At 72.1% G+C, this 24,778-nt stretch carries 22 protein-coding genes; 16 read left to right on the forward strand and 6 right to left on the reverse strand.

The annotated features are described in order from the left end of the window. Positions 1–5 precede the first annotated feature (5 nt). From murC to ACZ60E_RS15900, 3 genes are all read right to left on the reverse strand, one after another. Positions 6–1,406, reverse strand: a complete 1,401-nt coding sequence (gene murC, locus ACZ60E_RS15890; protein ID WP_385835785.1) for a UDP-N-acetylmuramate--L-alanine ligase — start codon at positions 1,404–1,406, stop codon at positions 6–8. Positions 1,407–1,677: 271 nt separating this feature from the next. Further along, positions 1,678–2,151, reverse strand: coding sequence for an indole-3-glycerol phosphate synthase (locus ACZ60E_RS15895; protein WP_453795141.1), 474 nt, complete (start codon positions 2,149–2,151; stop codon positions 1,678–1,680). Between the two features lie 152 nt (positions 2,152–2,303). Further along, on the reverse strand, positions 2,304–3,158 hold the full coding sequence (locus tag ACZ60E_RS15900) for a pyrimidine reductase family protein (RefSeq protein WP_469440909.1): 855 nt from the start codon (positions 3,156–3,158) through the stop codon (positions 2,304–2,306). Between the two features lie 37 nt (positions 3,159–3,195). Between ACZ60E_RS15900 and zapE the strand changes: the two genes are divergently transcribed. The 14 genes from zapE (at position 3,196) to ACZ60E_RS15970 (ending at position 19,109) form a co-directional block, all read left to right on the forward strand. Continuing rightward, on the forward strand, positions 3,196–4,299 hold the full coding sequence (zapE, locus tag ACZ60E_RS15905) for a cell division protein ZapE (RefSeq protein ID WP_469440911.1): 1,104 nt from the start codon (positions 3,196–3,198) through the stop codon (positions 4,297–4,299). Positions 4,300–4,534: 235 nt separating this feature from the next. Continuing rightward, entirely contained in the window at positions 4,535–4,933 is a 399-nt protein-coding gene (locus ACZ60E_RS15910) for a hypothetical protein (RefSeq protein ID WP_469440913.1), read from the forward strand. Positions 4,934–5,102: 169 nt separating this feature from the next. Further along, entirely contained in the window at positions 5,103–5,693 is a 591-nt protein-coding gene (locus ACZ60E_RS15915) for a carbonic anhydrase (protein WP_469440915.1), read from the forward strand. Further along, positions 5,690–7,204 carry a SulP family inorganic anion transporter gene (locus ACZ60E_RS15920; protein ID WP_469440916.1) on the forward strand — a complete coding sequence of 505 codons (1,515 nt, stop codon included), beginning with the start codon at positions 5,690–5,692 and terminating at the stop codon, positions 7,202–7,204. Before ACZ60E_RS15915 ends, ACZ60E_RS15920 begins: the two co-directional genes overlap by 4 nt. A gap of 190 nt (positions 7,205–7,394) precedes the next feature. After that, positions 7,395–8,756 (forward strand): PhoX family protein, encoded by a 1,362-nt coding sequence (locus ACZ60E_RS15925; RefSeq protein WP_469440918.1) that lies wholly within the window; start codon positions 7,395–7,397, stop codon positions 8,754–8,756. Between the two features lie 126 nt (positions 8,757–8,882). After that, a complete protein-coding gene (locus ACZ60E_RS15930; RefSeq protein WP_469440920.1) occupies positions 8,883–9,845 on the forward strand; it encodes a PPK2 family polyphosphate kinase in 963 nt (320 codons plus the stop codon). Between the two features lie 108 nt (positions 9,846–9,953). Continuing rightward, positions 9,954–10,802, forward strand: coding sequence for a polysaccharide deacetylase family protein (locus ACZ60E_RS15935; protein WP_469440921.1), 849 nt, complete (start codon positions 9,954–9,956; stop codon positions 10,800–10,802). A gap of 117 nt (positions 10,803–10,919) precedes the next feature. Beyond that, positions 10,920–11,780 (forward strand): aldo/keto reductase, encoded by an 861-nt coding sequence (locus tag ACZ60E_RS15940; protein ID WP_384810004.1) that lies wholly within the window; start codon positions 10,920–10,922, stop codon positions 11,778–11,780. Positions 11,781–11,962: 182 nt separating this feature from the next. Further along, positions 11,963–12,685, forward strand: a complete 723-nt coding sequence (locus tag ACZ60E_RS15945) for a peptidyl-tRNA hydrolase (RefSeq protein WP_469440926.1) — start codon at positions 11,963–11,965, stop codon at positions 12,683–12,685. A gap of 168 nt (positions 12,686–12,853) precedes the next feature. Beyond that, positions 12,854–13,645, forward strand: a complete 792-nt coding sequence (locus tag ACZ60E_RS15950) for a DUF4142 domain-containing protein (protein WP_384810008.1) — start codon at positions 12,854–12,856, stop codon at positions 13,643–13,645. A gap of 158 nt (positions 13,646–13,803) precedes the next feature. Then, the gene (locus tag ACZ60E_RS15955; RefSeq protein WP_469440928.1) at positions 13,804–15,132 is read left to right on the forward strand and encodes an MbnB/TglH/ChrH family RiPP precursor modification enzyme; all 1,329 of its coding nucleotides are present in this window, start codon (positions 13,804–13,806) and stop codon (positions 15,130–15,132) included. Between the two features lie 560 nt (positions 15,133–15,692). Then, positions 15,693–16,505: a DUF4142 domain-containing protein gene (locus ACZ60E_RS15960; protein WP_469440930.1), complete on the forward strand. Its 813-nt coding sequence runs from the start codon at positions 15,693–15,695 to the stop codon at positions 16,503–16,505. Between the two features lie 104 nt (positions 16,506–16,609). After that, entirely contained in the window at positions 16,610–17,383 is a 774-nt protein-coding gene (locus tag ACZ60E_RS15965) for a TIGR04222 domain-containing membrane protein (protein ID WP_384810013.1), read from the forward strand. A 145-nt stretch (positions 17,384–17,528) separates the two neighbouring features. Next, positions 17,529–19,109, forward strand: a complete 1,581-nt coding sequence (locus ACZ60E_RS15970) for an alpha/beta hydrolase (RefSeq protein WP_469440933.1) — start codon at positions 17,529–17,531, stop codon at positions 19,107–19,109. A gap of 214 nt (positions 19,110–19,323) precedes the next feature. Here ACZ60E_RS15970 and hemQ read toward each other — a convergent pair whose 3' ends face one another. Both hemQ and hemG read right to left on the reverse strand, forming a co-directional pair. Beyond that, positions 19,324–20,061 (reverse strand): hydrogen peroxide-dependent heme synthase, encoded by a 738-nt coding sequence (gene hemQ, locus ACZ60E_RS15975; protein WP_469440935.1) that lies wholly within the window; start codon positions 20,059–20,061, stop codon positions 19,324–19,326. Positions 20,062–20,065: 4 nt separating this feature from the next. After that, complete coding sequence (gene hemG / locus ACZ60E_RS15980) at positions 20,066–21,559, reverse strand: protoporphyrinogen oxidase (RefSeq protein ID WP_469440936.1); 1,494 nt, start codon at positions 21,557–21,559, stop codon at positions 20,066–20,068. Between the two features lie 207 nt (positions 21,560–21,766). On the opposite strand from hemG, the gene ACZ60E_RS15985 reads away from it, so the two are divergent. Then, positions 21,767–22,771 (forward strand): DUF4349 domain-containing protein, encoded by a 1,005-nt coding sequence (locus ACZ60E_RS15985; RefSeq protein WP_469440938.1) that lies wholly within the window; start codon positions 21,767–21,769, stop codon positions 22,769–22,771. Between the two features lie 27 nt (positions 22,772–22,798). Next, positions 22,799–24,199 (forward strand): FAD-dependent oxidoreductase, encoded by a 1,401-nt coding sequence (locus tag ACZ60E_RS15990; protein ID WP_384810021.1) that lies wholly within the window; start codon positions 22,799–22,801, stop codon positions 24,197–24,199. A gap of 125 nt (positions 24,200–24,324) precedes the next feature. On the opposite strand, the gene ACZ60E_RS15995 is transcribed toward ACZ60E_RS15990, so the two are convergent. Continuing rightward, positions 24,325–24,681 (reverse strand): hypothetical protein, encoded by a 357-nt coding sequence (locus tag ACZ60E_RS15995; protein WP_384810023.1) that lies wholly within the window; start codon positions 24,679–24,681, stop codon positions 24,325–24,327. Positions 24,682–24,778: the final 97 nt, after the last annotated feature.

Genomic DNA, 24,778 nt, shown 5'->3' on the forward strand with positions numbered 1-24,778 from the left:
TACCGCTACTTCGACAGGCGGGTCAGGATCTCGGGTCCGAGGTCCGTCACGTCTCCCGCGCCCATGGTGAGAACGAGATCACCGGGCTTCGCCATTCCCGCCACCACCGCGGGTACCTGTGACATGTCGTGCACGGGCGTCACGTCCGCGCCCGCCGCCCACGCCGCGTCGATGATCAGCTCGCTCGTCACGCCCGGGATCGGGTCCTCGCGGGCCGGGTAGATGTCCAGGACCAGCGAGGCGTCCGCGAGGGAGAGGGCCTGGCCCATCTCCTTGCCCAGTTCCTGGGTGCGCGAGAAGAGGTGGGGCTGGAAGACGACCAGGATGCGCGAGTCGCCCGCCGCCGCCCGCATCGCCTCCAGGTCCGCGGTCATCTCCGTCGGGTGGTGCGCGTACGAGTCGATGACCTGCACGCCCGCCTCCTCGCCCTTGAGCTGCAGGCGCCGCTTCACACCCGTGTACGAGGCGAGGGCGGGGGCCAGCTCGGCCGCGGGGATGCCCAGGGCCACGCCCGCCGCCAGCGCCGCCACCGCGTTGTGCGCGTAGTGGCGGCCGGGCACCGAGACGGTGAAGGTGAGCGTGGAGCCGTTCAGCTCGACGGTCACCTCGCTCTTCAGGCCCTGCGGGACCACGGACAGCACGCGTACGTCGGCGTCCTCGGACTCTCCGTAGGTGACCACCTCGATGGTGTCCCTGACGGCGTCCGGCAGCCGTCGGGTCAGCTCGCGCGCGCCCTCCTGGTCGGCGGCGATCACCAGGGTCCCGCCCGGCACGATCTTGCCGGCGAACGTCTCGAAGGACTCGTAGATCTCGTCCATGGACGCGTAGTTGGCGTGGTGGTCCAGTTCCACGTTCAGCACGATCGCCACCTCGGGCGCGTACTTGTGGAAGCTGCGGTCCGATTCATCCGCCTCGGCGACGAAGATCTCGCCGTCGCCGTGCAGGGCGTTGGAGCCGGGGACGTCGAGGTCGCCGCCGATCGCGTACGACGGGGTCAGGCCCAGCGTCGACAGGGAGACCGCCAGCATCGACGTCGTGGTCGTCTTGCCGTGCGTACCGGCCACGGCGATGGGGCGCAGGCCGTCCATCAGGCGGGCGAGGGCGTCCGAGCGGTGGACGACCGGGATGCCCAGTTCGGCGGCGCGGGCCAGCTCCGGGTTGTCCGCGCGGATCGCCGAGGAGACGACCACGCAGGTGGCGTCCGCCGCGAGGTGGTCCGCGGCGTGTCCGAGGTGGACGGTGGCGCCCAGCGCGCGCAGTGCCTCGGCGGTCGCGGAGTCCTTCGCGTCGCTGCCCGCCACCGCGGCCCCGCGCTGCGCGAGGATCTTCGCGATCCCCGACATCCCGGCTCCGCCGATGCCGATGAAGTGCGGTCGATCCATGGCGGTAGGAAGGCCGGGTGCCATACGTGTTTCTCCCAGGATGCGGCTGTGACGATGAGCGCCCCCACCCTATTCGCTACACCCACGCGAGGTGGGGGCCGGTCGCGCAGTTCCCCGCGCCCCTGAGCGGGACGGGGCAAAGCCCCTCCCCAAGGGGCGCGGGGAACTGCGCAATCGTTTGGGCCCGCCCCCACCGTCCCGCAGACGAACACGGTTTTTCAGGGGCGCGGGGAACGGCGCGAGCAACCCCCACCGAACCCGCGCGTCCAGGAGCGCGAGCCAGCCGCAGCCGAACTCACACCTTGCTGTGCGAGAACAGCTTCAACACCGGCACCCCCACCTTGTGCCGCGCCCGAGACGCCCAGTCCCGGTGGAAGAACTCCTCCACATAGTGCGGATCGGTCAGCACGATGACCTCGTCCGCCCCCACCTCGTCGACGAGCGCCTTCAACGCGTCCAGCGGATGCGCCTCGATCAGCCGCCCCTGCGCCGCACTGCCGGTGGCCCGCAGCGCCACCAGCGACACCTCCAGGGCCCGCTGCCCCTGCCCGACCGCCTCCGCACCCTCGGGCGTCTCGTTCTCGCGGGCCGCCTCGTCCAGCTCGCCGAGCGCCACGTCGTCGATCGCGCGCAGGAGCCGGTCCGCCTGGTCGCCGCGGGGCTGGAGCAGTACGTGGAAGTCCACGCCCTCCTCCCCGTGCAAGGTCGTGACGAATTCCACGTCCGCGGAGGTGAGGGCCTTCTCGATCATCAATACGCTCGTGAACACGACAAACGCCCTTCTCGTCCGTGGGCCGTTCGTAGACCCCTGCGGAAACCATCCTGCCCCGTGACCGCACGGGGACTGCGATTTTCAGTGTGCCCGGCGAAAGCTAACCGGAACAGCCGATTCCACTACTTTGTCCGGGCCCGGTTCCTTGATCAGGTCCGGCGGTAACGACTGAAGAGAAACCCGTCCTCCTCCAGCAAGGACGTCAGTTCGAACCGGCTCGGCACCGCGACGGACGGGCCGCCGGCGATCCGCTGGGCGTTCCCGGCGGTGAGCATCGGGGACACCGTCAGACACAGCTCGTCGAGGACACCGGCCGCGATCAGCTGGCCGAGCAGCCGGGGCCCGCCCTCCGTCAGGAGCCGGTACAGGCCCAGGTCGGCGAGCGCCCGGACGGCCCGCGCGGGGTCCACCCCCGCGCCGTCGCCCGCGATGACGACCCGCGCGCCGGCCTTCTCGGCCGCGGCGATCCGGTCGGGCGCCGCCGCGGCCCCCGTGAGCACCAGCGTGGGAAGCAGCGGCGAGGTGAAGAGCGGAAGCGAGAAGTCCAGGTCGAGGCTCGCGCTCACCACGGCGATCGCGGGCGCCGGGCCCTGTCCCGCCGCGGCCCGGCGCGCGGCGAAGTCGTCGCGGGCCCGCGCGGGCCGGTAACCCTCCTGCCGTACCGTTTCCGCACCGACGATCACGACGTCCGCGAGTCCGCGCAGCGTGCCGAAGATCCGCATGTCGGCGGCGCTGGAGATCGGCTGCGAACGCCCGTCGTGCTGAGCGGCCCCGTCGAGCGTGGAGACCATGTTGGCCCGCAGCCACGACCCGGGCCCCGCGGATCCCCCACCGGGTCCCATGACACCCGACCCGGGTCCCGCGACGTCCACCGCATAGGCGTACGCGTCGGCCAGTTCATCGAGTCCCCATTCCCGGGCCGCGGTCGTCGTGCCCGGTGTACCCGGTACCCCGTCCGAGGCCGGGGCTGCTGTCTCGTCGGTCACAGGGAACAGGCGTCGCATGTCGTGCAGTCTGGCACGAGACGTAGACTGGGGAACCGTGTCAACCTCCACCACCGCCTCCGGATTCGGCCCGATGGCCGACGCGACCCCGTCGTCCCTGTGCGCCCGCGAGCCGCGCGTCCCCGCCGACCGGCTGGTCGCCGAGATGGTGCCGCCGCCGCGCTTCGACTCGGTCCGCTTCGACACGTACATCCCGGATCCGAACCAGCCGAGCCAGACCGAGGCCGTGCGCGTCCTGGCCGATTTCGCCGCGGGTCTCGGCGGTGCACCGGCCGACGCGGGCAAGCGCGGCTTCCTCGGGCTCGGCTTCGGCAGGAAGCCCGCGAAGGCCCCGGCGGGCCCCCGCGGCGTCTACCTCGACGGCGGTTACGGCGTCGGCAAGACCCACCTGCTCGCCTCCCTCTGGCACGCGACCCCGGCGGAGCCCGCACTCAAGGCCTTCGGCACGTTCGTGGAGCTGACGAACCTGGTCGGCGCCCTCGGTTTCCAGCAGACCGTCCGTACGCTGAGCGGCCACCGGCTGCTCTGCATCGACGAGTTCGAGCTGGACGACCCCGGTGACACCGTCCTCGTGTCCAGCCTGCTCGCCCGGCTGGTCGAGGCGGGGGTGGCGCTCGCCGCGACCTCCAACACGCTGCCGGGCAAGCTCGGCGAAGGCCGGTTCGCCTCGGTCGACTTCCTGCGCGAGATCCAGGGCCTGTCCGCCCACTTCAGGTCGCTGCGCATCGACGGCGACGACTACCGCCACCGCGGACTGCCCGAGGCCCCGGCCCCGTACGCGGACGAGCAGGTCACGAAGGCCGCGTACGCGACGCCGGGCGCCTCGCTCGACGACTTCCCGCATCTGCTCGACCACTTGGCCCGGGTGCACCCCAGCCGGTACGGCGCGCTGACGGACGGGATCGCGGTGGTCTGCCTCACGGACGTCCAGCCGGTTCCGGACCAGTCCACCGCGCTGCGGCTCGTGGTCCTCGCCGACCGGCTGTACGACCGCGAGGTGCCGGTACTCGCCTCGGGGATGCCGTTCGACCGGCTGTTCAGCGAGGAGATGCTGAACGGCGGCTACCGCAAGAAGTACTTCCGCGCGATCTCCCGGCTCACGGCACTGGCGCGGGACGCCAAGGGACTCGTACAGGACTGATCGTCCCGTCGCCCGCCCCATGCCCGTCACTCGTACCTGCCCGTCGCCCGTCCCTGCCCGCCGCTCGGAGAACTGCCCGCCGCTCGGCGATTTCCGGCCTGCCACCGACGCTCTTCGGCCCTCTTCAGGCTCTCTTCAGGGTGAAACGTTAAGTTAACCCAGCAAACAACTTCCCGCGTTAACGTTCGTGTCAGCAAGGGAATACCTGATCCGAGAACCGGCCGAGAGGGGGCCCATGCGACGAGGTACGACGGTCCGGACACTGTTCGCCGTTCTCGCCGCCGTCCTGCTGGCCCTGCAGCTCTCCGCCACCACCACAGCGTTCGCACCCGCGTTCGCATCCGCGCACACACCCCGGCTCGCCGGACTCGGGGACGGCCCCGAAGCCACGGCCGAGTTCGTCACCTGTGGCGACACCTCGCACTCGCACGGACCGACCGGTCCCCTGCGCACCCGCGACCGGATCCGGGTCGCGGACCACGTCGCTCCCGCCGCCGCGCGCCTCCTGCTCTGCAAGGACGTCGCGGTCGTCCACGAGGACCCGTCGCACACCGCGGCCACCGCGGCGCACCACCGTACGACGAGATCCTCGGCGGGCCACTCCTCGGCGGCGCTCCAGGTCTTCCGCTGCTGAGAGCACCGGCTCAGACCTGAACACCGGGAACGAAGCGACTCCGACCTGACCCACCCCTCACCACGCCACGTCCGCCGAGCGCGTCGACGTGGGGTCATGTCGCCGTACCCGCATGCGCTCCGTTTTTGTACACCGACGCGCCCTCACGCGCGCCAGGAGGAACTGACACATGCAGCCCCTCATCGATCACGCACGCTCCTTCCGCAAGCAGTCCGCGGACCGCCCGGAGGAGTTCGCCCGACTCGCCGAAGGCCAGTCCCCGCAGGTCCTGTTCATCACCTGCTCCGACTCGCGGGTCGTCCCGGCCCTGATCACCGGAGCCCGGCCCGGTGAACTCTTCGAACTGCGCACGGCAGGCAACATCGTCCCCCCGCACACCTCTTCGCACCCCACCAGCGAGGCCGCCACCGTCGAGTACGCGGTGGAGGTGCTCGGGGTGACGGACGTCGTCGTCTGCGGCCACTCCCACTGCGGCGCCGTCGGCGCGCTGGTACGCGGCGACGACCTGACCGCCGCACCCGCCGTCCGCGACTGGCTCGCGCACTCGACCCCACGCCCCGACGGCGCGGTCGAGGACCCGACCGTCACCGAGGCCGTGCAGAACCACGTCCTGACCCAACTCCTGCGACTGCGCTCGTACCCGTGCGTGGAACGGCGGCTGACGGACGGTCAACTGCGCCTGCACGGCTGGTTCTACGAGGTCCACACCGGGTCCGTCCTCGCGCACGACGTCCGCTCCGACTCCTTCGAGGCACTGTGAGCGCCGCGACGGGCACCCCCGCGACCGACGGCGGGACGGACCCGGGCCGGCACCCTCGATTCCCCTTCCTGCGGCAGGACTTCGCCGCCTCACTCGTCGTCTTCCTGGTGGCCCTGCCCCTGTGCGTGGGCGTGGCCGTGGCGTCGGGCGTGCCCGCCGAACTCGGCCTGATCACCGGCATCGTGGGCGGTCTGGTCACCGGGTTCCTGCCCGGCAGCAGCCTGCAGGTCTCGGGCCCGGCCGCGGGTCTGACCGTGCTGGTCTTCGAAGCGGTGCGCGCGTACGGACTGGCCGTGCTCGGTGTCATCGTGCTGGCCACCGGTCTCATCCAACTCGCCATGGGCGCCATGAAGTTGGGGCGCTACTTCCGGGCCATCTCGGTGGCCGTCGTGGAAGGCATGCTGGCGGGCATCGGCCTGGTCCTGATCGCGGGCCAGCTCTACTCGGTGGCCGGCGCCGAGGCCCCTGCCTCGGGTCTCGACAAGCTCGCCGGGCTGCCGGGGCTGGTCGCCGACTCCGCCGGATCCACCACCGCGCTGACGTCCTTCGGGCTCGGCGCCGCCACCGTCGCCGTACTCGTGCTCTGGAAGCACCTGCCGGCGAAGGTCCGTACGGTGCCGGGGGCGCTGGCCGCGGTGGCGCTCGCCACGCTCGCGACCCTGGCGTTCGACCTGCCGGTGGCGACGGTGGAGGTACGGGGACTGCTCGACTCCATCCAGCTGCCGGGGCTCGAAGCCGTCGGCGGGCTGGCGAGCGTGGGCGTGCTCGGCACGATCCTGGCGTTCGTGCTGATCGCGTCGGCGGAGTCGCTGTTCAGCGCCGCCGCCGTGGACCGGCTGCACGACGGGCCGCGCACCGAGTACGACAAGGAACTGATGGCGCAGGGCGCGGGCAACACGGTCTGCGGGCTGCTCGGCGCGCTGCCGATGACCGCGGTGATCGTGCGCAGCTCGGCGAACGTGGCCGCGGGCGCCCGTACGAAGGCGTCCCGGGTGCTGCACGGGGTGTGGCTGCTGCTGTTCGCGGCGCTGCTGCCGTCCGTGCTCGCCTACATCCCGCTGCCCGCGCTCGCGGGCATCCTGGTGCACGCGGGCTGGAAGCTGATCCCGCTGCGTTCGATCGTGGCGCTGTGGCGCGGGCACCGGGGCGAGGCACTGATCCTGGTGGTCACGGCCGTGTCGATCGTCGCGGTGAACATGTTCGAGGGCGTGCTGATCGGGCTCGCGCTCGCCGTCGCCAAGACCGCCTGGGAGGCCTCGCACATCAAGCTGGAGGTCATAGACAAGGGGGCGGGGCCGGTACAGGCGTACCTGTCGGGCAACGCCACCTTCCTGCGGCTGCCGAAGATACTGGACGACTTGGAGGCGCTGCCGAAGGACCGTCCGGTGACGGTGGACCTGTCCGGGCTGCACCACCTGGACCACGCGTGCCGGACGGCACTGGAGAACTGGTCGCAGCGGCACAGCGAGAAGGGCACCGAGCCGGTGAAGGTCACCACTCCGGCTCCATAGGCACCGGAACCGTTCGCCCCGGGGTCCGGTGCGGGACTCCCCACGAGTCCCGCACCGGGCCCTTCGGGCTGTCCGGGTCGTCCGACGGCCCGTGAGAACGCCACGCTACGCGCGTGGTTCACGTGATCGTGACCACGTGATACACACAAGCGGGTCACGTACTCCTGTCCGCCAACAGGAAGGTTGCCCCATGTCCGCAACACGACGCGAAGTGCTGGCCCGCTCCGGAGCCCTGGGAGTGGGCATCGCCTTCACCGGTGCCGTCTCGGAACTCTTCACGGGTACGGCCGCCGCACTGGGCCACTCCGGATACGGCCCCCTGCTCCCCGACCCGGACGGTCTGCTGGACCTGCCGAAAGGTTTCCGTTACCGGGTGCTGTCCCGCGAGGGCGACGAACTGCGCTCCGGCGAGGGCCGGGTGCCGAGCAACCACGACGGCATGTCCGCCTTCGGCGGCAGACACGGCCGTGTCCACCTGGTCCGCAACCACGAGAACCGCGTCACCGGCAAGATCGGCGTCCCCACCGTCGACGGCCTCACCTACGACCCGATGGGCAAGGGCGGCTGTACGGCCCTGACCCTCGACCAGCGCGGCAACGTGGTCGGCGAGCGGGTCGCGATCGCCGGTACGGCCGTCAACTGCGCGGGTGGGCACACCCCTTGGGGTACCTGGCTGACCTGCGAGGAGACCGAGGACAGGGCCGGCACGAACGGCTACACCAAGGACCACGGTTTCATCTTCGAGGTCGACCCGGTGGACCCCCACCGCACCGGGGCGGTACCGCTGACGGCGATGGGCCGCTTCCAGCACGAGGCGATCGCCGTCGACCCGAAGCGGGGCGTCGTCTACGAGACCGAGGACGCCTTCCTCAAGCCCTTCGGCCTCTTCTACCGCTTCCTGCCCAACAAGCCCGAGGGCGGCCTCGGTTCGCTCCGCGCGGGCGGCCGTCTCCAGGCCATGCGCGTACCGGGTGTCCCGGACCTCTCCTCGATCCAGGAGACGGGGGCGAGCTTCGACCGCATCGAGTGGGTCGACGTACCGGACCCGCTGGCCACCGAGACCCCCATCCGCGACCAGGACTTCGGCCCCAGGGGCATCACCCACGCGCAGAAGCTGGAGGGCTGCTACTGGGGCGGCTCGTCCGTCTACTTCGTGTCCTCCTTCGCGCACAGCAGCGAGGGCTCCGCGGCCGACCACTACGGCCAGATCTGGCGGTACGACCCCGGTGCCCGCCGGCTCACACTGGTGATCGTCTTCGGTCCCGACACCGACGTACAGCTGCCCGGCGAGTCCCCCGACAACATCTGCCTCGCCCCCAGCGGCGGCCTGATGGTCTGCGAGGACGGCGGCGGCGCGCAGCACGTGTACGGCGTGACCCGGCGCGGCGAGGTGTACCCGATGGCCCGCAACCGGCAGAACATCGGCACGCCGGACGCTCCGGAGTGGGGCGAGTTCGCGGGCGTCACCTTCGCGCCGGACGGCCGGACGATGTACGTGAACTGCTACACGCCGGGGACGACGTTCGCGGTGACGGGGCCCTGGAGCAGGTAGTGACCTGCGCCGAGCGGGGCACCCGGCGGCCGTGACGGTCGCCGGGTCCGGGGGCGGGTGCGCCGCGGGTAGCGGCCCCCGCCCCCGCGGCGCAGGATCGAGAGAACCGCCCCGAAGGGATGCGCGATGGCCAAGAAGGACAGCAAGGGCAGGAAGGGCACGAAGGACAGCGGGTCCGGGGAGGCCGGGCGGGACACGAAGGACGGCGGGGCCGGGGCACACCGGGCCGGGGAGAGCGCCGTCGCCGTCCGCGACGCACTGCGCCTGCCGGTCGGCGAACGGATCTCCCTCTCCTCGTACGACGCCTCGGCGACCCCCGGCGGGGCGACGGCGCCCCGGTCCAAGTCCGACGGCCTCGCCGCCATCACCCGGATGGCGGAACCCCTCGCCGGACTGCAGGAACGCCTCTGGGCGGCGAGCACCGCCGGTGACCACCGCCGGGTCCTCCTGGTCCTCCAGGGCATGGACACCAGCGGCAAGGGCGGCACGGTCAAACACGTCATCGGGCTCTTCAACCCCGTCGGCTGCCGGGTCCGCGGCTTCAAGGCGCCGACCCCCGAGGAACTGGAGCACGACTTCCTCTGGCGGATCAGGAGGCAGCTCCCCCACCACGGCGAGCTGGGCATCTTCGACCGTTCCTACTACGAGGACGTCCTCGTCGGCCGCGTCCGGGAGCTGGCCCCGCGCACCGAGATCGAGTCCCGGTACGACCGGATCAACGACTTCGAGCGGGCCCTCGCCGACGACGGCACGACCGTCGTGAAGTGCTTCCTGCACGTCTCGTTCGAGGAACAGCGCCTGCGGCTGCTGCGCCGGCTCGCCAACCCGGACAAGCACTGGAAGTTCAGCCCGTCGGACATCGACGACCGGGCCCTGTGGCCCGCCTACCAGGAGGCGTACGAGATCGCCCTCGAACGCTGCTCCACGGACACCGCGCCCTGGTATCTGATCCCCGCCGACCGCAAGTGGTACCGGAACTGGGCGATCAGCCGGCTGCTGCTGGAGCACCTGACGGCGCTGGACCCGCAGTATCCGCAGCCGGACTTCGATGTGGAGGAGTGCCGGAAGCGGCTGCAGGAGGAGGGCTGAGCCGGGCTGCGCTGAGTTGGGCTGGGCTGGGCTGGGCTGGGTTGAGCCGGGCAACACTTGATGGTCATATAACCGGTTTTTCCCATTCATGCGGTTAATGTCGCCCGCGTGAACACCTTCCTGTTCCTGAAGAGGGCCACCGCCGCCTGCGTGCTGACGACCGCGGGCGCGGTCGCCCTCACGGCGTGCGGCGCTCCCGACGCCCCCCGCGCCGCCACGCTCCCCGCACCCGCCGCCAGTGCGCCCTCCCTGCCGCCGACGCTCGCCCCGGGCCCGGGCGGACTGACCCCCGTCTTCATGAAGGCGGCCGGGGCGCGCGACAGGACGGTCGCCCTGACCTTCGACGCCGACATGACGGCCGACCAGGGGCCACGGGCCGCCGCCGGGGAGCGCTTCGACAACCCGCGGCTGATCGGAACCCTGCGCCGGCTGAAGGTGTCGGCGACCGTGTTCATGACGGGGCGGTGGGCCGAGGAGTACCCCCGGCAGGCGCGGGCCATCGGGCGCGATCCGCTCTTCGAGGTCGCGAACCACTCCTACAGCCATCACGCCTTCACCGAGGACTGCTACGGGCTGCCGACCGTTCCCGCGTCGGGGATGCGGGCGGACGTGGAGCGGGCGTTCACCGCGTTCCGCACGGCGGGGATCGAGCATCCGATGCCGTACTTCCGCTTCCCTGGCGGCTGTTACGACAAGCGGGCGCTCAAGGCGCTGAGCGGCACAGGTGTGACGGCCGTGCAGTGGGACGTGGTGAGCGGGGACGCGTTCGCGACGGACGCGGGGGCGGTGGCGCGGCAGGTGCTGGACGGCGTACGGCCCGGTTCGGTGGTCGTCATGCACTGCACGCGCAGCGCGGCTCCGGCGACGGAGGAGGCCCTGCGCACGATCGTTCCCGAGCTGCGCAAGCGCGGCTACCGCTTCGTGAAGGTGTCGGAGCTGATCCGGCCGGACGCCTGAGACCGGAACGCGATTCATCGCCCGGGGCTCTCAAAGCGATCGCATTCTGTTGTTGGACGGCAAAAACGTCACGGTGGACCCTTGGACGTACCGAATGATTCCCCAGGAGGAGCCTCCATGCAGACACGCACCATCGGTGACGTCCGGGTCGGAGCGATCGGTCTGGGCGGGATGCCGATGTCCATCGAGGGGCGCCCGGACGAAGCGCGTTCGGTCGCGGCCGTGCACGCGGCGCTGGACGAGGGTGTCACGCTCTTCGACACCGCGGACGCCTACCACCGGGACGCGGACGAGGTCGGGCACAACGAGTCGCTGATCGCCCGCGCGGTGGCCTCCTACGGCGGCGACACCTCGGACGTGCTGATCGCGACGAAGGGCGGCCATCTGCGTCCGGGCGACGGGTCATGGACGCTGAACGGCTCGCCGGAGTACCTGAAGAAGGCGTGCGACGCCTCGCTCGAACGGCTGGGTGTCGAGGCCATCGGGCTCTACCAGTTCCACCGGCCGGACCCGAAGGTCCCCTACGCGGAGTCGGTCGGCGCGATCCGCGATCTGCTGGACGCGGGGAAGATCCGGTTCGCGGGTGTCTCGAACGCGGACCCCGACCGGATCCGGCTGGCGAACGAGATTCTCGGCGGGCGGCTGGTGAGCGTGCAGAACCAGTTCTCGCCGGCCTTCCGCTCCAGCGAGCCGGAGCTGGAGCTGTGCGCGGAACTCGGCATCGCGTTCCTGCCGTGGAGTCCGCTGGGCGGGATCTCGAAGGCGGGTGAACTGGGGTCGCGTTACGCCGTGTTCGCGGAGGTGGGGGATGCGCACGGGGTGAGTCCACAGCAGGTGTGCCTGGCGTGGATCCTCGCGAAGGCGCCGGTGACGATCCCGATCCCGGGGTCCTCCCGCCCGGAGACGATCCGCGACTCCGTCGCCGCGGCGAGCCTGTCCCTGTCCCCGGAGGAACTGTCCCGCCTGGACGCGGCGTAAAGGACTGCGCCGTTCCCCGCGCCCCTAAAAAGGGGCGCGGGGAACGGCGCAATCTTTTGCCTTTGGGGGCGCGGGGAACTGCGCAGTCTTTTAGGGGCGCGGGGAACGGCGCGACCAGCCCCGACGGACCCGCACGTCACCACCCCCGACACCCCCACCCCCCGGCTGGCAGACTGGTGCACGTGAGCAGCGACGGAACAACGCACAACCCCTTCCAGGACGAACGCACCGCCCGAGACGACGCACCGCAGTTCGTACTGCCCCTGGTCGCCCGTATCGAACGCAACGAACCCCCCGCCCGCACGGACGCCCTGGAGACCGCCGCCCGCGCCGTCCTGGTCCTCCTCAGCGACGAGCGCTCGCTCGGCGAGGGCGAGTGGGCGCAGGCCGTCCACGACTGGCAGGACGCCCGCATCCGCAAGGTCGTCCGCCGGGCCCGCGGCGCGGAGTGGCGCCGCGCGGAGGCCCTGCCCGGCGTCACGGTCACCGGCAAGTCCGCCGAGGTCCGGGTCTTCCCCCCGGTCCCGCTCGACGGCTGGCCCAAGGACCTGGCCCGCCTCCAGGTCTCCGGCACGGACCTCGACGACCCGGCGCCGCCCGCGGACACCGACACGGCCACTCCCGTGCTGTGGCTGAGCCCGGACCTGGACATGTCGGCGGGCAAGGCGATGGCCCAGGCGGGCCACGGCGCCCAGCTGGCCTGGTGGGAGCTGTCCGACGAGGACCGCACGGCCTGGCGCGAGGCCGGCTTCCCGCTCGCCGTCCGCACGGCCGCCCCCGAGCGATGGGAACGCCTCGTCACGAGCGGCCTGCCGCTGGTCCGCGACGCCGGCTTCACGGAGATCGCCCCGGGTTCGTCCACAGTGGTCGCCGACCACCCGGCCCTGCGCCTCGACCGGCGGTAGGGGGCTGCCGCCCGGCACGGGCGCGGCACGGGACTGTGGCGCAGCCGTGTGAGGTCTGTGACACAGCAGACACGAACCATTGAACATGTCCGCCGTCCCGCACGTATCTTCTGGCGCTGGCCAAGTACAGATTCCCAACGACCAGTTGGTAAAAATCCGGAGGCACCTGTGCGGCGTATCAACGGTACGGCCCTCGTCATCGTGGCACTCGTCGGAACGCTCGGCGCGCTCGCGTTCCCCGTGTGGTCGTACGCCGACCGCGCCGGAACGGGTCCGGCGAACCTCGCCGCCGGGACCGTGCAGACGAAGTGGGGTCCGCTGACCGCCACCGACCGCGACCTCATCGTCCGGGTGCGGCTGGCGGGTCTGTGGGAGCTGCCCGCCGGGCAGCAGGCCCTCGAACGCAATCCCAGTCCCGCGATGAAGGAGGCCGCCGACCACCTGATCGTCGGCCACACCGACCTCGACAAGCGGGTACGGGGGATCGCGCGGGAACTCGGCGTCGAACTGCCGAACCAGCCGAACGAGCAGCAGCAGGGCTGGCTGCAGCAGATGACCAACGCGAGCGACGCGGACTACCCCAAGGTGTGGGCGAACCTCCTGCGCTCCGCGCACGGCAAGATCTTCCCGGCGATCGGCGCGGTACGGAACCAGACGCGCAACACGCTGGTGCGCCAGCTCGCCTCGGACGCCAACCAGACCGTGCTCGACCACATCACGGTGCTGGAGAAGACCGGCGCCGTCGACTTCGAGGCGATCGCGAACGACTCGGTGGTCGGAGCGACGGCCAGCCCGTCCGGTCCGGCGGCACCCGTCCCCGGAGTGGTGCCCAGTTCGGCACCGCCCGCCGAGGCGACCGGTGACATCAACACCACGTCACGGCCCTCCCCCGGGGCCCCGGGCACGGTCAACACCAACCGTCCCGACCCCGAGGACCCGGACGCCACTCCCTCGTCGTAGTGACGGCCGGAACCTCAAATGTTGCTCTGAACGTCCCCGCCGATGGGTTCGGCCCCGTCTGACGGGGCCATCACCCCGTCACGCCGGAACACAGGTCCGTCGAAGGAGACGCGCAAGGTCCTGGTGAAGTCGTGGTGACGGAGTGGAGGAGGGGGACGATGAGGAACCTGGGTACGGGAATCGGGTGGCGGCCGGAGATCGCCGAGGCCGTGGAGCGCATGCCCGGCATCGACTGGGTCGAGGCCGTCGCCGAGAACATCTGCCCCGGGCATCTCCCCGAATCGCTGGTGCGGCTGCGGGAGCGCGGTGTGACCGTGGTCCCGCACGGGGTGTCGCTCGGGCTCGGCGGCGCCGAGCGCCCCGCCGAGGGGAAGCTCGCCGACCTGGCGGCCCGCGCCGAGGCCCTCGGCTCCCCGCTCGTCACCGAGCACATCGCGTTCGTCCGGGCGGGCGGGGCGCTGACCGCCTCGCCGCTGCTGGAGGCCGGACATCTGCTGCCCGTGCCCCGCACCCGGGACGCCCTCGACGTCCTGTGCGAGAACATCCGGATCGCCCAGGACGCGCTGCCCGTGCCGCTCGCGGTCGAGAACATCGCCGCGCTGATCTGCTGGCCCGGCGAGGAGATGACCGAGGGCCAGTTCCTGTACGACCTGGTCGACCGCACCGGCGTACGCCTGCTCATCGACGTGGCCAACCTCCACACCAACCACGTCAACCGCGGCGAGGACCCGGCCGGGGCGCTCGACGAGCTGCCCGTGGAGGCCATCGCGTACGTCCATGTCGCCGGCGGTTTCGAACGGGACGGCGTCTGGCACGACAGCCACGCGCACGCCGTGCCCCCGGCCGTCCTCGACGTGCTCGCCGACCTGGCCTCCCGCGTCCGCCCGCCGGGCGTGCTCCTCGAACGCGACGAGAACTTCCCCGAACCGGCCGAGCTGGAACGCGAACTGCTCGCGATCCGCGAAACGGTCGAGAAGTCCGCCGCGCCCCGGAAGTCCGCCGCACCCGCGAAGGCGGCCGGCGGCAGCCCGGCGGCCGTCGTGGCGCCCGAGGAGGCCCGGACGGACACCGGCCCCGCCCGGCAGCGGCTCGCCCTCGCGCAGACCGCCCTGCTGTCCGCGCTCGTCGCCGGGACGCCCGTGCCCGAGGGGTTCGACCGGACCCGGCTGGCCGTGCAGGCCCGTGCGCTGGCCGGCAAGCGGGCCGATGTCGTGGCCAAGGTCGCTCCGGAGTTGCCGGAGATCCTGGCCGGGACGTACCGGAAGGCGTTCCTGGCGTACGCGCACGGCCACCCGATGACCGACGGCTACCGGCGGGACGCGTTGGACTTCGCCGAGCACCTGCTGTTCGAGGGGCGGTTGCTGGACCCGGCCGTGCGGCGCGCGCTGAGCGACTGGTGGCTGGAGCGTTCGGGCCCGGTGCCGCTCTCGCAACGGTCGGCGGCCCGGCTGGTGCGCGCCACGCGCCGGGTGCTGCTGAGGCGTTGAGAACCGGTCGACGGGAGGCGTAGAGGGCCCTCGTCACCCGTGACGTCGCTCACCCGGGCGCCGGCCGTACCCCGTGCGTGCGGAAAAACGGGCCCCGTGCCTGCTCAGCGCCGCCCCGCGACGACCGGACCGCGCGGGCACGCACCCAGCCGGCACACAGCACATCCCGTACGGGCCCGGCGCGGCCCCAGCCAGGACGGCCGCCCGGCACGACCCACCGCACCGCCCCCGCCTGCGAGAACACCGGTCCGACCGGTCCAGCCGGCCTGTCCGGACCGCATACTGCATTCGTCCAAACCCGTACCACAGTTGGCGTACACCACGAAGTAATATGCCAAGCTCCACCAGAAGCGCACTAGGGCCTGTCTGACAATTCCCGTCGTCGCCCGGAGGGCGGCCGGGCGGCGTCAGGTGCGTGCTCTCGCCGTGCCGGGCGCAGAGCCTCGTACTGGACGTACTTGGCTCTGTGCCCGGTGCGGCGAGAGGGCGTGCATGGCGTCGCCCGGCAGACGGGAATTGTCAGACAGGCCCTATCGTGCGGTGCCGCAACAGGAGGCACCATGCGATCCATCAGTGGCCGCGGGCTGTTCACCGGTACCGGGCTCATCATCGCGGGTCTGACGGCGACCCTCGTGGCGCTGGTCTTCCCGATCTGGTCGTACGCGGACCGGTCGGGCACCGGCGTGGACACCCTGAACGCCGAGAGCGTGTCGACGAGTTTCGGACCGCTGTCCGCGCAGGACCGCGAGTTCGTCACCAAGGTGCGGCTCGCGGGCCTGTGGGAGCTGCCCGCCGGACAGCAGGCCGAGGACCGCGGCACCACCAGGGCCGTACGGACGGCGGGCGAGCACCTCGTCGAGGGTCATACGTTCCTGGACGCCCGCGTCCGGAGCGTGGCCGCGCGGCTCGGCCTCGAACTGCCCAACCAGCCCAGCGAACAGCAGCGCGCCTGGCTCGCCACGCTGAGCGCGGCGCGGGGCCGGGAGTACGACCGGCAGTTCGCGAACATCCTGCGTGCCGCGCACGGCAAGGTGTTCGGCCTGGTCGCCCAGATCCGCGCGAGCACCCGCAACTCGCTCGTCCGGGACCTCGCCGACGACGCGAACACCACGGTGCTGGACCACATCACGGTCCTGGAGGCGACCGGCCTGGTCGACTTCGACGCGCTGGCCCGTGACGCGGCCTCCGCGAGCGCGCCCCCGCTCACCCGCTCCCCCGCGCCCGCCGGCCCGAAGTCCTCGCCCAGTCCCCCGGTCCCCGCCACTCCCACCCCGACCTACTCCCTGCCCCCGGCGGCGACCGCCCGGCCATCGGACGACGGGGCGGACGGCACGGCGGACGGCGGGGCGGAGACCGGCGACAACAAGTCCTAGCAACCGAAGTACCGCCGACGCGAAACGTCACACCATGGCGATGCTTCGTCCAAATTGTGAACAAGCCGTGGCGCGGCCGGTCCTCCGTCGCATAGAAATCCGGCATGTTCTGGGTCCTCCTCCTTCTCCTCGCCTGGGCCGTGGCGGGCACGGCCTGTACGCGTCTGTGCCTGGCCTCGGTCCGCGCCGCCGCCGCGGACGACACGCACACGCTCGACGGACGCGGTCTGACGCTCTACGAGGCCGCGTTCCTGTCGGGCGGCCCCGCCCGGGTCGCCGATCTGACGCTCGTGTCGATGGCACGCCAGCGCCGTCTGCTGCTCGCCCACACCGGCTGGGCGACCGTCGTGGACCCGCGCGGCCGGGACGAGATGGAGCGCTCCGTCCTGGGCGCGATAGGACCCGACGGACAGTCGAGGATCGCGCCGGTCCGCACGAGCGCCGCCGCCGCGGAGTCCGTACGCGTGCTCGCCGACCGGCTGGTCGCGGCGGGCCTCGCCGTGCCGGACGGGGCGCGCACCACCGTCGCGGGCGCCGTGGCCCAGGTGCGGTCGGCCGCGGCGGCCGTGCTGGCGCTGGCCGCCGTCGCACTGCTGATGCCCGCTCAGGCGCAGCACGAGCGGGCGCTGGTGGCCGTCTGGTTCACGCTGCCCCTCATCCTCACCATGAGCTGTCTGGCCATCGCGCGGATCGAGGTGCACCCCTACACCCGCTGGGCGTCCCCGGCCGGACAGCACCTGCTCAGTTCCCTGACCCACCGGGCGGACCCCGACAGCGACGACCGTACGTACCTCACCACCGTGGCCGTGCGCGGCATCCGCGCGGTCGGCGAACCGAACCTGCGGGCGGCTTTCGGACACCGCGAACCGCATCTGTAGGGCACGTCTCCCCGGGGGGGCGCCACCGGCGCGTGCCGGGTGCGCATCGGGGTCATTGGGCCGACATCCGCGGGCCGGTTCTTTACTTCGCCGGGCCCCGAACCAAATATCCCTTTTATTACTGTCGTGTACTGAAGGGAACCTGATGCGAGCTGCCGTCCTCCTCGGAACGGCCGGATCCCTGCTGCTGACCGCCGTCGTCGCCACCGCGCCCGCGGGAAGCGCCAAGGCCGCCTCGGCGGGCTGGGCCGAGCGGCGCGGCACGGCGGTCGCCGCCGAACGCGCCGCCGCCGACGGGATCCGCTTCGGGACGTGTTCCGAGGACGAGGACGGCCCGGCCACCCTGCGGTGCGGCACGGTGACGGTCCCGCTCGACTACGCGCACCCGGACGGCAAGCAGATCGAACTGACCGTCAGCCGGGTGCGGGCGACCGGCAAGGACCCCGGGAACGGCAAGCGGTCCGTCCCCCGGCAGGGCGCGCTCGTCTACAACCCCGGCGGCCCCGGCGCGTCCGGCATGTACTTCCCGCTGATCGGCATGATCCCGGAGTGGAAGCGCCTCGCGTCGGCGTACGACCTCGTCGGGTACGCCCCGCGCGGGGTGGCCCGCTCGGCCCCGATCTCCTGCCAGGACCCGAAACTGCTCCTGAGGGGGCCCACGCAGTCGCCGACGAACCCCTCGGAGTCGTACAAGGAGGAGCGTGTCGCGCGGGCGAAGGCGTACGCGCGGGGCTGTGTCGAGCGGTCGGGCCGCGCGATCAGGCACTTCACCTCGGTCAACAACGCCCGCGACCTGGACGTCCTGCGCGCGGCCCTGGGGGAGCAGAGGCTGACCTTCATGGGGGCGTCCTACGGCACGTACTTCGGGGCCCTGTACGCGGAGCTGTTCCCGTCGCACGTACGCCGGATGGTCCTCGACTCGGCCGTGAACCCGGACCCGGCGAAGGTCTGGTACCGCAACAACCTCGACCAGTCGGCCGCCTTCGAGAGCCGCTGGGCCGACTTCCGCGCCTGGACGGCCCGGCACGACAAGGTGTACGGGCTGGGGCGCACGGCGGAGGAGGTGCGGCTCAGTTACGAGCGGGCACGGGCGCGGCTCGCGGCCGAGCCCGCGGGCGGTGTGGTCGGCCCCGGCCAGTTGCAGGGGGCGTTCCTGCAGGCCGGGTACTACGACGACTACTGGCCGCATCGCGCGCAGGCGCTCTCCGCGTATCTGAAGGGCGATCCGAAGCCGCTGATCCGGCAGGCGGGGCCGCATCCGGACTCGGTGAAGGACCAGGAGAACAGCAAGGCCGTCTACACGGCGATCGAGTGCAACGACGCGCCCTGGCCGCGGGCCTGGCACACCTGGGACCGCGACAACACGCGTCTCGCGCGCACGGCGCCCTTCGAGACGTGGTCCAACGCCTGGATGAACCTGCCCTGCGCGTACTGGCCGCTGCCGCGGCAACGGCCCCTCGACGTGCGCACGGTGCCCGGTGAGCTGGCGCCCACGCTCGTCCTCGCGGCGGAACGGGACGCGGCGACGCCGTACGCCGGGGCGGTGGAGATGCACCGGCGGCTGTCGGGGTCCTCCCTGGTCACGGAGCTGGCGTCCGGGTCGCACGGGATCGCGGGCGGGTCCAACGCGTGCGTGAACGCCCACGTGGACGCGTACCTCCTGGAAGGCCGGGTCCCGGCCGCCCGGACGACCTGCGCCCCCCACGAGCCCCCGAAGCCCCGCTAGGGGCTTTCAGGGGCGCGGGGAACTGCGCGGCCCGCCCCCACCGGGCCGCAGGCGGCATACAACCCCCTGCGGGGGTCCGCCCCGGAAGGGGTGGCTGGCGCTCTGTGTCCGGTACCGGCCGGTGGGGGCCGGTCGCGCCGTTCCCCGCGCCCCTAAAAGCAAAAGACTGCGCCGTTCCCCGCGCCCCTTAGGGGGCTTGCCCCCAGGGCCGTGGTCAGGCCAGGGATGCGATCAGGTCCGGTACGGACTTTCGGCGGCCCGTGTAGAACGGGACCTCCTCACGGACGTGCATGCGCGCCTCCGACGCACGGAGGTGCCGCATCAGGTCCACGATGCGATACAACTCGTCCGCCTCGAACGCGAGAATCCACTCGTAGTCGCCCAGCGAGAACGACGCGACCGTGTTGGCCCGCACGTCCGGGTAGCCGCGCGCCATCTTGCCGTGGTCGGCGAGCATCCGGCGCCGGTCCTCGTCCGGCAGCAGGTACCAGTCGTAGGAGCGCACGAACGGGTACACGCTGATGTAGTCGCGCGGCGTCTCGTCGGCGAGGAACGCGGGCACGTGCGAGCGGTTGAACTCCGCCGGCCGGTGCAGCGCCATGTTCGACCAGACCGGCTCCAGCGCGCGCCCCAGCTTCGTACGGCGGAAGAGGTTGTACGCCTCCTGCAGCTGGTCGGCGGTCTCGGCGTGCCACCAGACCATGAGGTCGGCGTCGGCGCGCAGCCCCGAGACGTCGTACGTGCCGCGGACCGTGACGTCCTTGGCGGCGAGCTGGTCGAACAGCTCCTGGACCTCGTCCGCGTAGCCGGTGCGCGCAGCGCCGTCGGGCAGCACGTCACGCAGTTTGAACACGGACCAGAGGGTGTAGCGGATGACCTCGTTGAGGTCCTTGGCCTTCTTGCCGGCGTTCGGGGTCCTGGCCGGGCCGGTGATGGGGGCGTCGTCACTCATGGGGCTATTCTCCCGCTCCGCCGTGCAGGCTCTGCACCGGGTGGGCGGTCAGCGCGTGCGTCAGCCGGTCGTCGCCCCGCAGCCGGTCCACGGCGGCGTTCGCGCTCGCGACGCAGGCCGGGATGCCCACGCCGTCGTACGCCGCTCCGCACACGGCGAGGCCCGGCACCCTGCCGACGTGTTCGCGAATACGCGCCACGCGCGCGTGGTGGCCGACCGGGTACTGGGGCAGTCCGTCGTCCCAGCGGGTCACCCGGGTCTCCAGGGGTTCCGCGGTGAGGCCGGTGGCCTCGCGCAGGTCGTGCCGGGACACGTCGACGAGGTCGGCGTCCTCGCGGCCGAGGATCTCCGTCTCCCCGTACCGGCCGACGGAGGTGCGCAGGACCACCGTGCCGGGGTTCGCCTCGGCGATCCAGCCCCACTTCTGGGACGCGAACGTCGACGCCTTGATGGTGCGCCCGTCGACGGGCGGCACCAGGAAACCGCTGCCTTCGGGGAGGGCCGCCTCGTCGCGGCGGTAGGCGAGGGTGATCAGCGCCATGGACGCGTACTCGACGGCCGCCAGCTCGGCCGCGGCGGCGGGGGCCTCGGCGCCGAGCAGTGCGGCGGCGGCGCCCGCGGGGACCGCCACGACGACGGCGTCGGCCACCAGGGTCCGGTCGCCCGTGACGACCCGCCAGCCCTCCTGCCGTTCGCCGCCGGCCGCGTCGCCCGTGACCCGGCGCAGTTCTGTGACCGGGGCGCCCGTGACGATCTCGCCGCCTCGGGACCGTACCGACTCGGCGACGGCGAGCGGCAGTTGGCCGATGCCGCCCTCGATGCCCATGAAGACCGGGCCCGCCGGCTGGTCCGGCCGAAGGCTGCGCGCGGCCTTCGCCTGGATCTCGCGGACCGCCTCCGTGAGCGAGGCGTGCGTACGGGCGGCCTCGAAGAGCTGCGGGACGGCCGAACGCATCGAGATGCGGTACGCGTCGCCCGCGTAGACCCCGCCGAGCAGGGGTTCGACGAGCCGGTCGACGACCTCGCGGCCGAGCCGCTCCGCGACGAAGGCGCCCACCGCCACGTCGTCGCCGACCTCCGTGCGGGGCAGGTCGCGCTCGTGCTCGATGCGGCGCAGGCCTTCGTCGGAGAGCACCCCGGAGAGGGCCGCCGCGTCCGCGGGGACACCCATGACGTGCCCCTTGGGCATGGGCCGCAGGGCCCCGCGCGTCCAGATCGAGGCGCCCACCGTGTTCGGCGGCCGGAGCCGGTCGGCGAGGCCGACCTCGTGGGCCAGCGCGACCGCCTCGGGCCGCCGCGCGAGCATCGACTCGGCGCCCAGGTCGACCCGGGCGCCCGCGACGGAGCCCGGCAGCAGCTTGCCGCCGAGCCGGTCGGAGGCCTCCAGGACGGTCACGCGCGCGCCGCCGTTCAGCAGCCGGTGCGCGGCGGCCAGACCGGCGATGCCGCCCCCGATGACGACGACGTGACCCGGGCCCGTACGTGTGTCTGCGTGCATGTGTCCACTGTCCCAGACCCGGTACTCCGTCTCCCGGTCCCCCGGCGCCCCGGCGCGTGACCGGGGTGTCCTCGGCCGGGGTGTCCGTGACGAGGCCGGACCGTGACCTCTTCGGGACCGGATCGGGCCAACGTCCCGCGGGGTCCGGGCGTCGAAGGAACGTCAGTCGTCACGACGCTCATCACGACACCTCGGGGGTACACCGACATGCGGACACACGGCAGTGGCAGGAGCGGCGGCAAGGACAGCGGCACGACCCGGATCCGCTCCGCACGCCCCGGACAGCTCCTCTCGGCGCTGTTGCTCTCCGGCGCCCTCGCCCTCACGGGGTGCACGGGTTCGGCCGACAGCGGGTCCGACAGCTCGGCCATGGACAAGGCCGCCGGCTCGGACGCCAAGGGCGCGGGAGCGGGCGCGGCGGACGCGGGCGGTGCGGCCGACAGCGGCGCGGGCGGCGCCAAGGGCAAGGAGGCCGCTCCGGTGCCGGGGCCGGCCGTCCACATCATCCACACCGCCTCGCTGACCGTGCAGGTCAAGGACGTGCCGAAGTCGCTCGCCGAGGCCCGTACCGTGGTCGAGAACGCGGGCGGGATGGTCGGCGACGAGACCACGGACCGCGACTCCGGGGGCCGCGAGCGGTCCCGGGTCGTCCTGCGGGTCCCGGCGGACCGGTACGAGGAGGTCCGCGCCGAACTGGAGGGCTCGGGCAAGCTCCTCGACCTCAAGGCGAAGGCGGAGGACGTCACCGAGCAGGTCGTCGACGTGGAGAGCCGGGTCAAGACGCAGCGGGCCAGCGTGGCGCGGATCCGCGAGCTGATGGACCGGGCCTCCAAGCTGAGCGATGTGGTCACCCTGGAGGGCGAGTTGAGCATGCGCCAGGCCGACCTGGAGTCGCTGCTGGCCCAGCAGGCGTCGCTGAAGGACCGTACGAGCCTGGCCACGATCACGCTGTCGCTGTCCGAGACACCGGTGAAGAAGGCCGCCGAGGACGACGATCCCAGCTTCACCGACGCGCTCGGGGGCGGCTGGGACGCGTTCGTCGGCATGTTCCGCTGGATCGCGCTGGCGCTGGGCGCGGTACTGCCGTTCCTGGTGGGAGCGGCACTGCTGCTGTTCCTGTGGGTACGTTTCCTGCGCGGCCGGACACCGCGCGTCGCGCCCGTGCCCGCGACTGGCCCCGCGGCCGAGAACGGCGAGCCTGAGCGGGACTGAAATGCCGGACCGCCGTAGCGTGTTCGTATGACTATGAGTCGCGAGAACCGTACGAAAGAGCGTCTGGTGGTCGTCGGAGGGGACGCGGCGGGCATGTCCGCCGCGTCCCAGGCACGCAGGCTGAAGGGCCCCGACGAACTGGAGATCATCGCTTTCGAGCGGGGACACTTCAGCTCCTACTCCGCGTGCGGCATCCCGTACTGGGTGGGCGGCGAGGTCGATGAGCGGGACAAGCTGATCGCCCGCTCGCCCGAGGAGCACCGCGAACGCGGGATCGACCTGCGGATGCGTACGGAGGTCACGGAACTCGATGTCGACGGCGGCCGGGTGCGGTCCCGCGATCTGGACTCCGGGACCGAGGCGTGGACGTCGTACGACAAGCTCGTGATCGCGACGGGCGCCCGGCCGGTACGGCCGTCGCTGCCCGGCATCGACGCCCCCGGGGTGCACGGGGTGCAGACCCTCGACGACGGTCAGGCGCTCATCGACACGCTGAGCCGTACGGAGGGCCGCCGCGCGGTCGTGATCGGCGCGGGCTACATCGGTGTGGAGATGGCCGAGGCGCTGATCAACCGCGGGTACGAGGTGACGGTCGTCAACCGCGGCAAGGAGCCGATGGCCACGCTCGACCCGGACATGGGCCGCCTGGTGCACAAGGCCATGGAGGGCATGGGCATCACCATGGTGAACGACGCCGAGGTCACCAAGATCCTCACCGGTGACGACGGGCGGGTGCGCGCGGTCGCGACGGAGGACGGCGAGTACCCGGCGGACGTGGTGGTCCTCGGTATCGGCGTCCGGCCGGAGACGACGCTCGCCGCGGCAGCGGGGCTGCCGCTCGGCGACCACAAGGGGCTGCTGACGGACCTGGCCATGCGGGTGCGCGGCCACGAGAACATCTGGGCGGGCGGCGACTGCGTCGAGGTCCTCGACCTGGTCTCGGGCAGCGAGCGCCACATCGCGCTGGGCACCCACGCCAACAAGCACGGCCAGGTGATCGGCTCGAACGCCGGCGGCGGCTACGCCACGTTCCCCGGTGTCGTCGGCACGGCGGTCAGCAAGGTCTGCGACCTGGAGATCGCCCGGACGGGCCTGCGCGAGAAGGACGCGCACCGGGCGGGGCTGCGCTTCGAGGCGGTCACGATCGAGTCGACGAACAGCGCGGGTTACTACCCGAAGGCCGACCTCATGACGGTGAAGATGCTCGCCGAGCTGCGCACCGGCCGCCTCCTGGGCGTCCAGATCGTCGGCGGCGAGGGCGCCGCCAAGCGCGTCGACATCGCCGCGGTCGCCCTCACGGCAGGCATGACGGTCGAACAGATGACAGCCCTGGACCTCGGCTACGCCCCACCGTTCTCCCCGGTCTGGGACCCCATCCTGGTAGCGGCCCGCAAGGCGGTGACAGCGGTACGCAGGACGACCCAATAGAGCCGAAGGCCCTATTGGCGGCGCGGGCCGACGACCGGCCGACACACAACCGCAGCCCCCGCCCCTCAGGGGCGCGGGGAACTGCGCGACCGGCCCCCACCGGCCGTCAGCCGAAACCAACAGCCTCAGGCCCCCTGCGCATTGCCATTTATCTTCTCTATGGCCTGCCGAGCCTGCTCCCCCGGCGTCCGCGACAACGAGGACACGGCGGAAACCTGAGGCCCGCCCACAGCGGCAGGCGCAGCCGCCGGCATGGCCGACGCCGACGCGGCGGCGGGCCGCGCATGCGACCCCGCCTGCCGCCCCCGCAGCCGATGACTCGCCGCCTCGTCCAGCGTCACGGGCCGCTGCATGCTCGCGGCCAGCCGCCCCGCCTCCTGGCCGAGCGCGGCCACGTCCTCCCAGGACAGCCTGAGTACCACGGCGAGTTCCGCCTCGCCGTCCGGCGTGGCGATCAACGGCTGAGTGGCTCGGTCGTTCATGACCTGTTCCTCACGTGGTGCTGGGGGCTCGGGTGGTTGCCGAAACATACGCACGCGGCCCCGCCCCCGTTCAGACTGCCTGAACCGGGGCAGGATT

The sequence above is a fragment of the Streptomyces sp. NPDC102514 genome (genome assembly GCF_055584525.1).

Bases quoted from the DNA above. Each gene is read 5' to 3' on its own strand.
- murC (WP_385835785.1), bottom strand. From the start codon at position 1,406: ATGGCACCCGGCCTTCCTACCGCCATGGATCGACCGCACTTCATCGGC.
- ACZ60E_RS15900 (WP_469440909.1), bottom strand. From the start codon at position 3,158: ATGCGACGCCTGTTCCCTGTGACCGACGAGACAGCAGCCCCGGCCTCG.
- ACZ60E_RS15910 (WP_469440913.1), top strand. From the start codon at position 4,535: ATGCGACGAGGTACGACGGTCCGGACACTGTTCGCCGTTCTCGCCGCC.
- ACZ60E_RS15915 (WP_469440915.1), top strand. From the start codon at position 5,103: ATGCAGCCCCTCATCGATCACGCACGCTCCTTCCGCAAGCAGTCCGCG.
- ACZ60E_RS15925 (WP_469440918.1), top strand. From the start codon at position 7,395: ATGTCCGCAACACGACGCGAAGTGCTGGCCCGCTCCGGAGCCCTGGGA.
- ACZ60E_RS15930 (WP_469440920.1), top strand. From the start codon at position 8,883: ATGGCCAAGAAGGACAGCAAGGGCAGGAAGGGCACGAAGGACAGCGGG.
- ACZ60E_RS15940 (WP_384810004.1), top strand. From the start codon at position 10,920: ATGCAGACACGCACCATCGGTGACGTCCGGGTCGGAGCGATCGGTCTG.
- ACZ60E_RS15955 (WP_469440928.1), top strand. From the start codon at position 13,804: ATGAGGAACCTGGGTACGGGAATCGGGTGGCGGCCGGAGATCGCCGAG.
- ACZ60E_RS15960 (WP_469440930.1), top strand. From the start codon at position 15,693: ATGCGATCCATCAGTGGCCGCGGGCTGTTCACCGGTACCGGGCTCATC.
- ACZ60E_RS15965 (WP_384810013.1), top strand. From the start codon at position 16,610: ATGTTCTGGGTCCTCCTCCTTCTCCTCGCCTGGGCCGTGGCGGGCACG.
- ACZ60E_RS15970 (WP_469440933.1), top strand. From the start codon at position 17,529: ATGCGAGCTGCCGTCCTCCTCGGAACGGCCGGATCCCTGCTGCTGACC.
- hemQ (WP_469440935.1), bottom strand. From the start codon at position 20,061: ATGAGTGACGACGCCCCCATCACCGGCCCGGCCAGGACCCCGAACGCC.
- hemG (WP_469440936.1), bottom strand. From the start codon at position 21,559: ATGCACGCAGACACACGTACGGGCCCGGGTCACGTCGTCGTCATCGGG.
- ACZ60E_RS15985 (WP_469440938.1), top strand. From the start codon at position 21,767: ATGCGGACACACGGCAGTGGCAGGAGCGGCGGCAAGGACAGCGGCACG.
- ACZ60E_RS15990 (WP_384810021.1), top strand. From the start codon at position 22,799: ATGACTATGAGTCGCGAGAACCGTACGAAAGAGCGTCTGGTGGTCGTC.
- ACZ60E_RS15995 (WP_384810023.1), bottom strand. From the start codon at position 24,681: ATGAACGACCGAGCCACTCAGCCGTTGATCGCCACGCCGGACGGCGAG.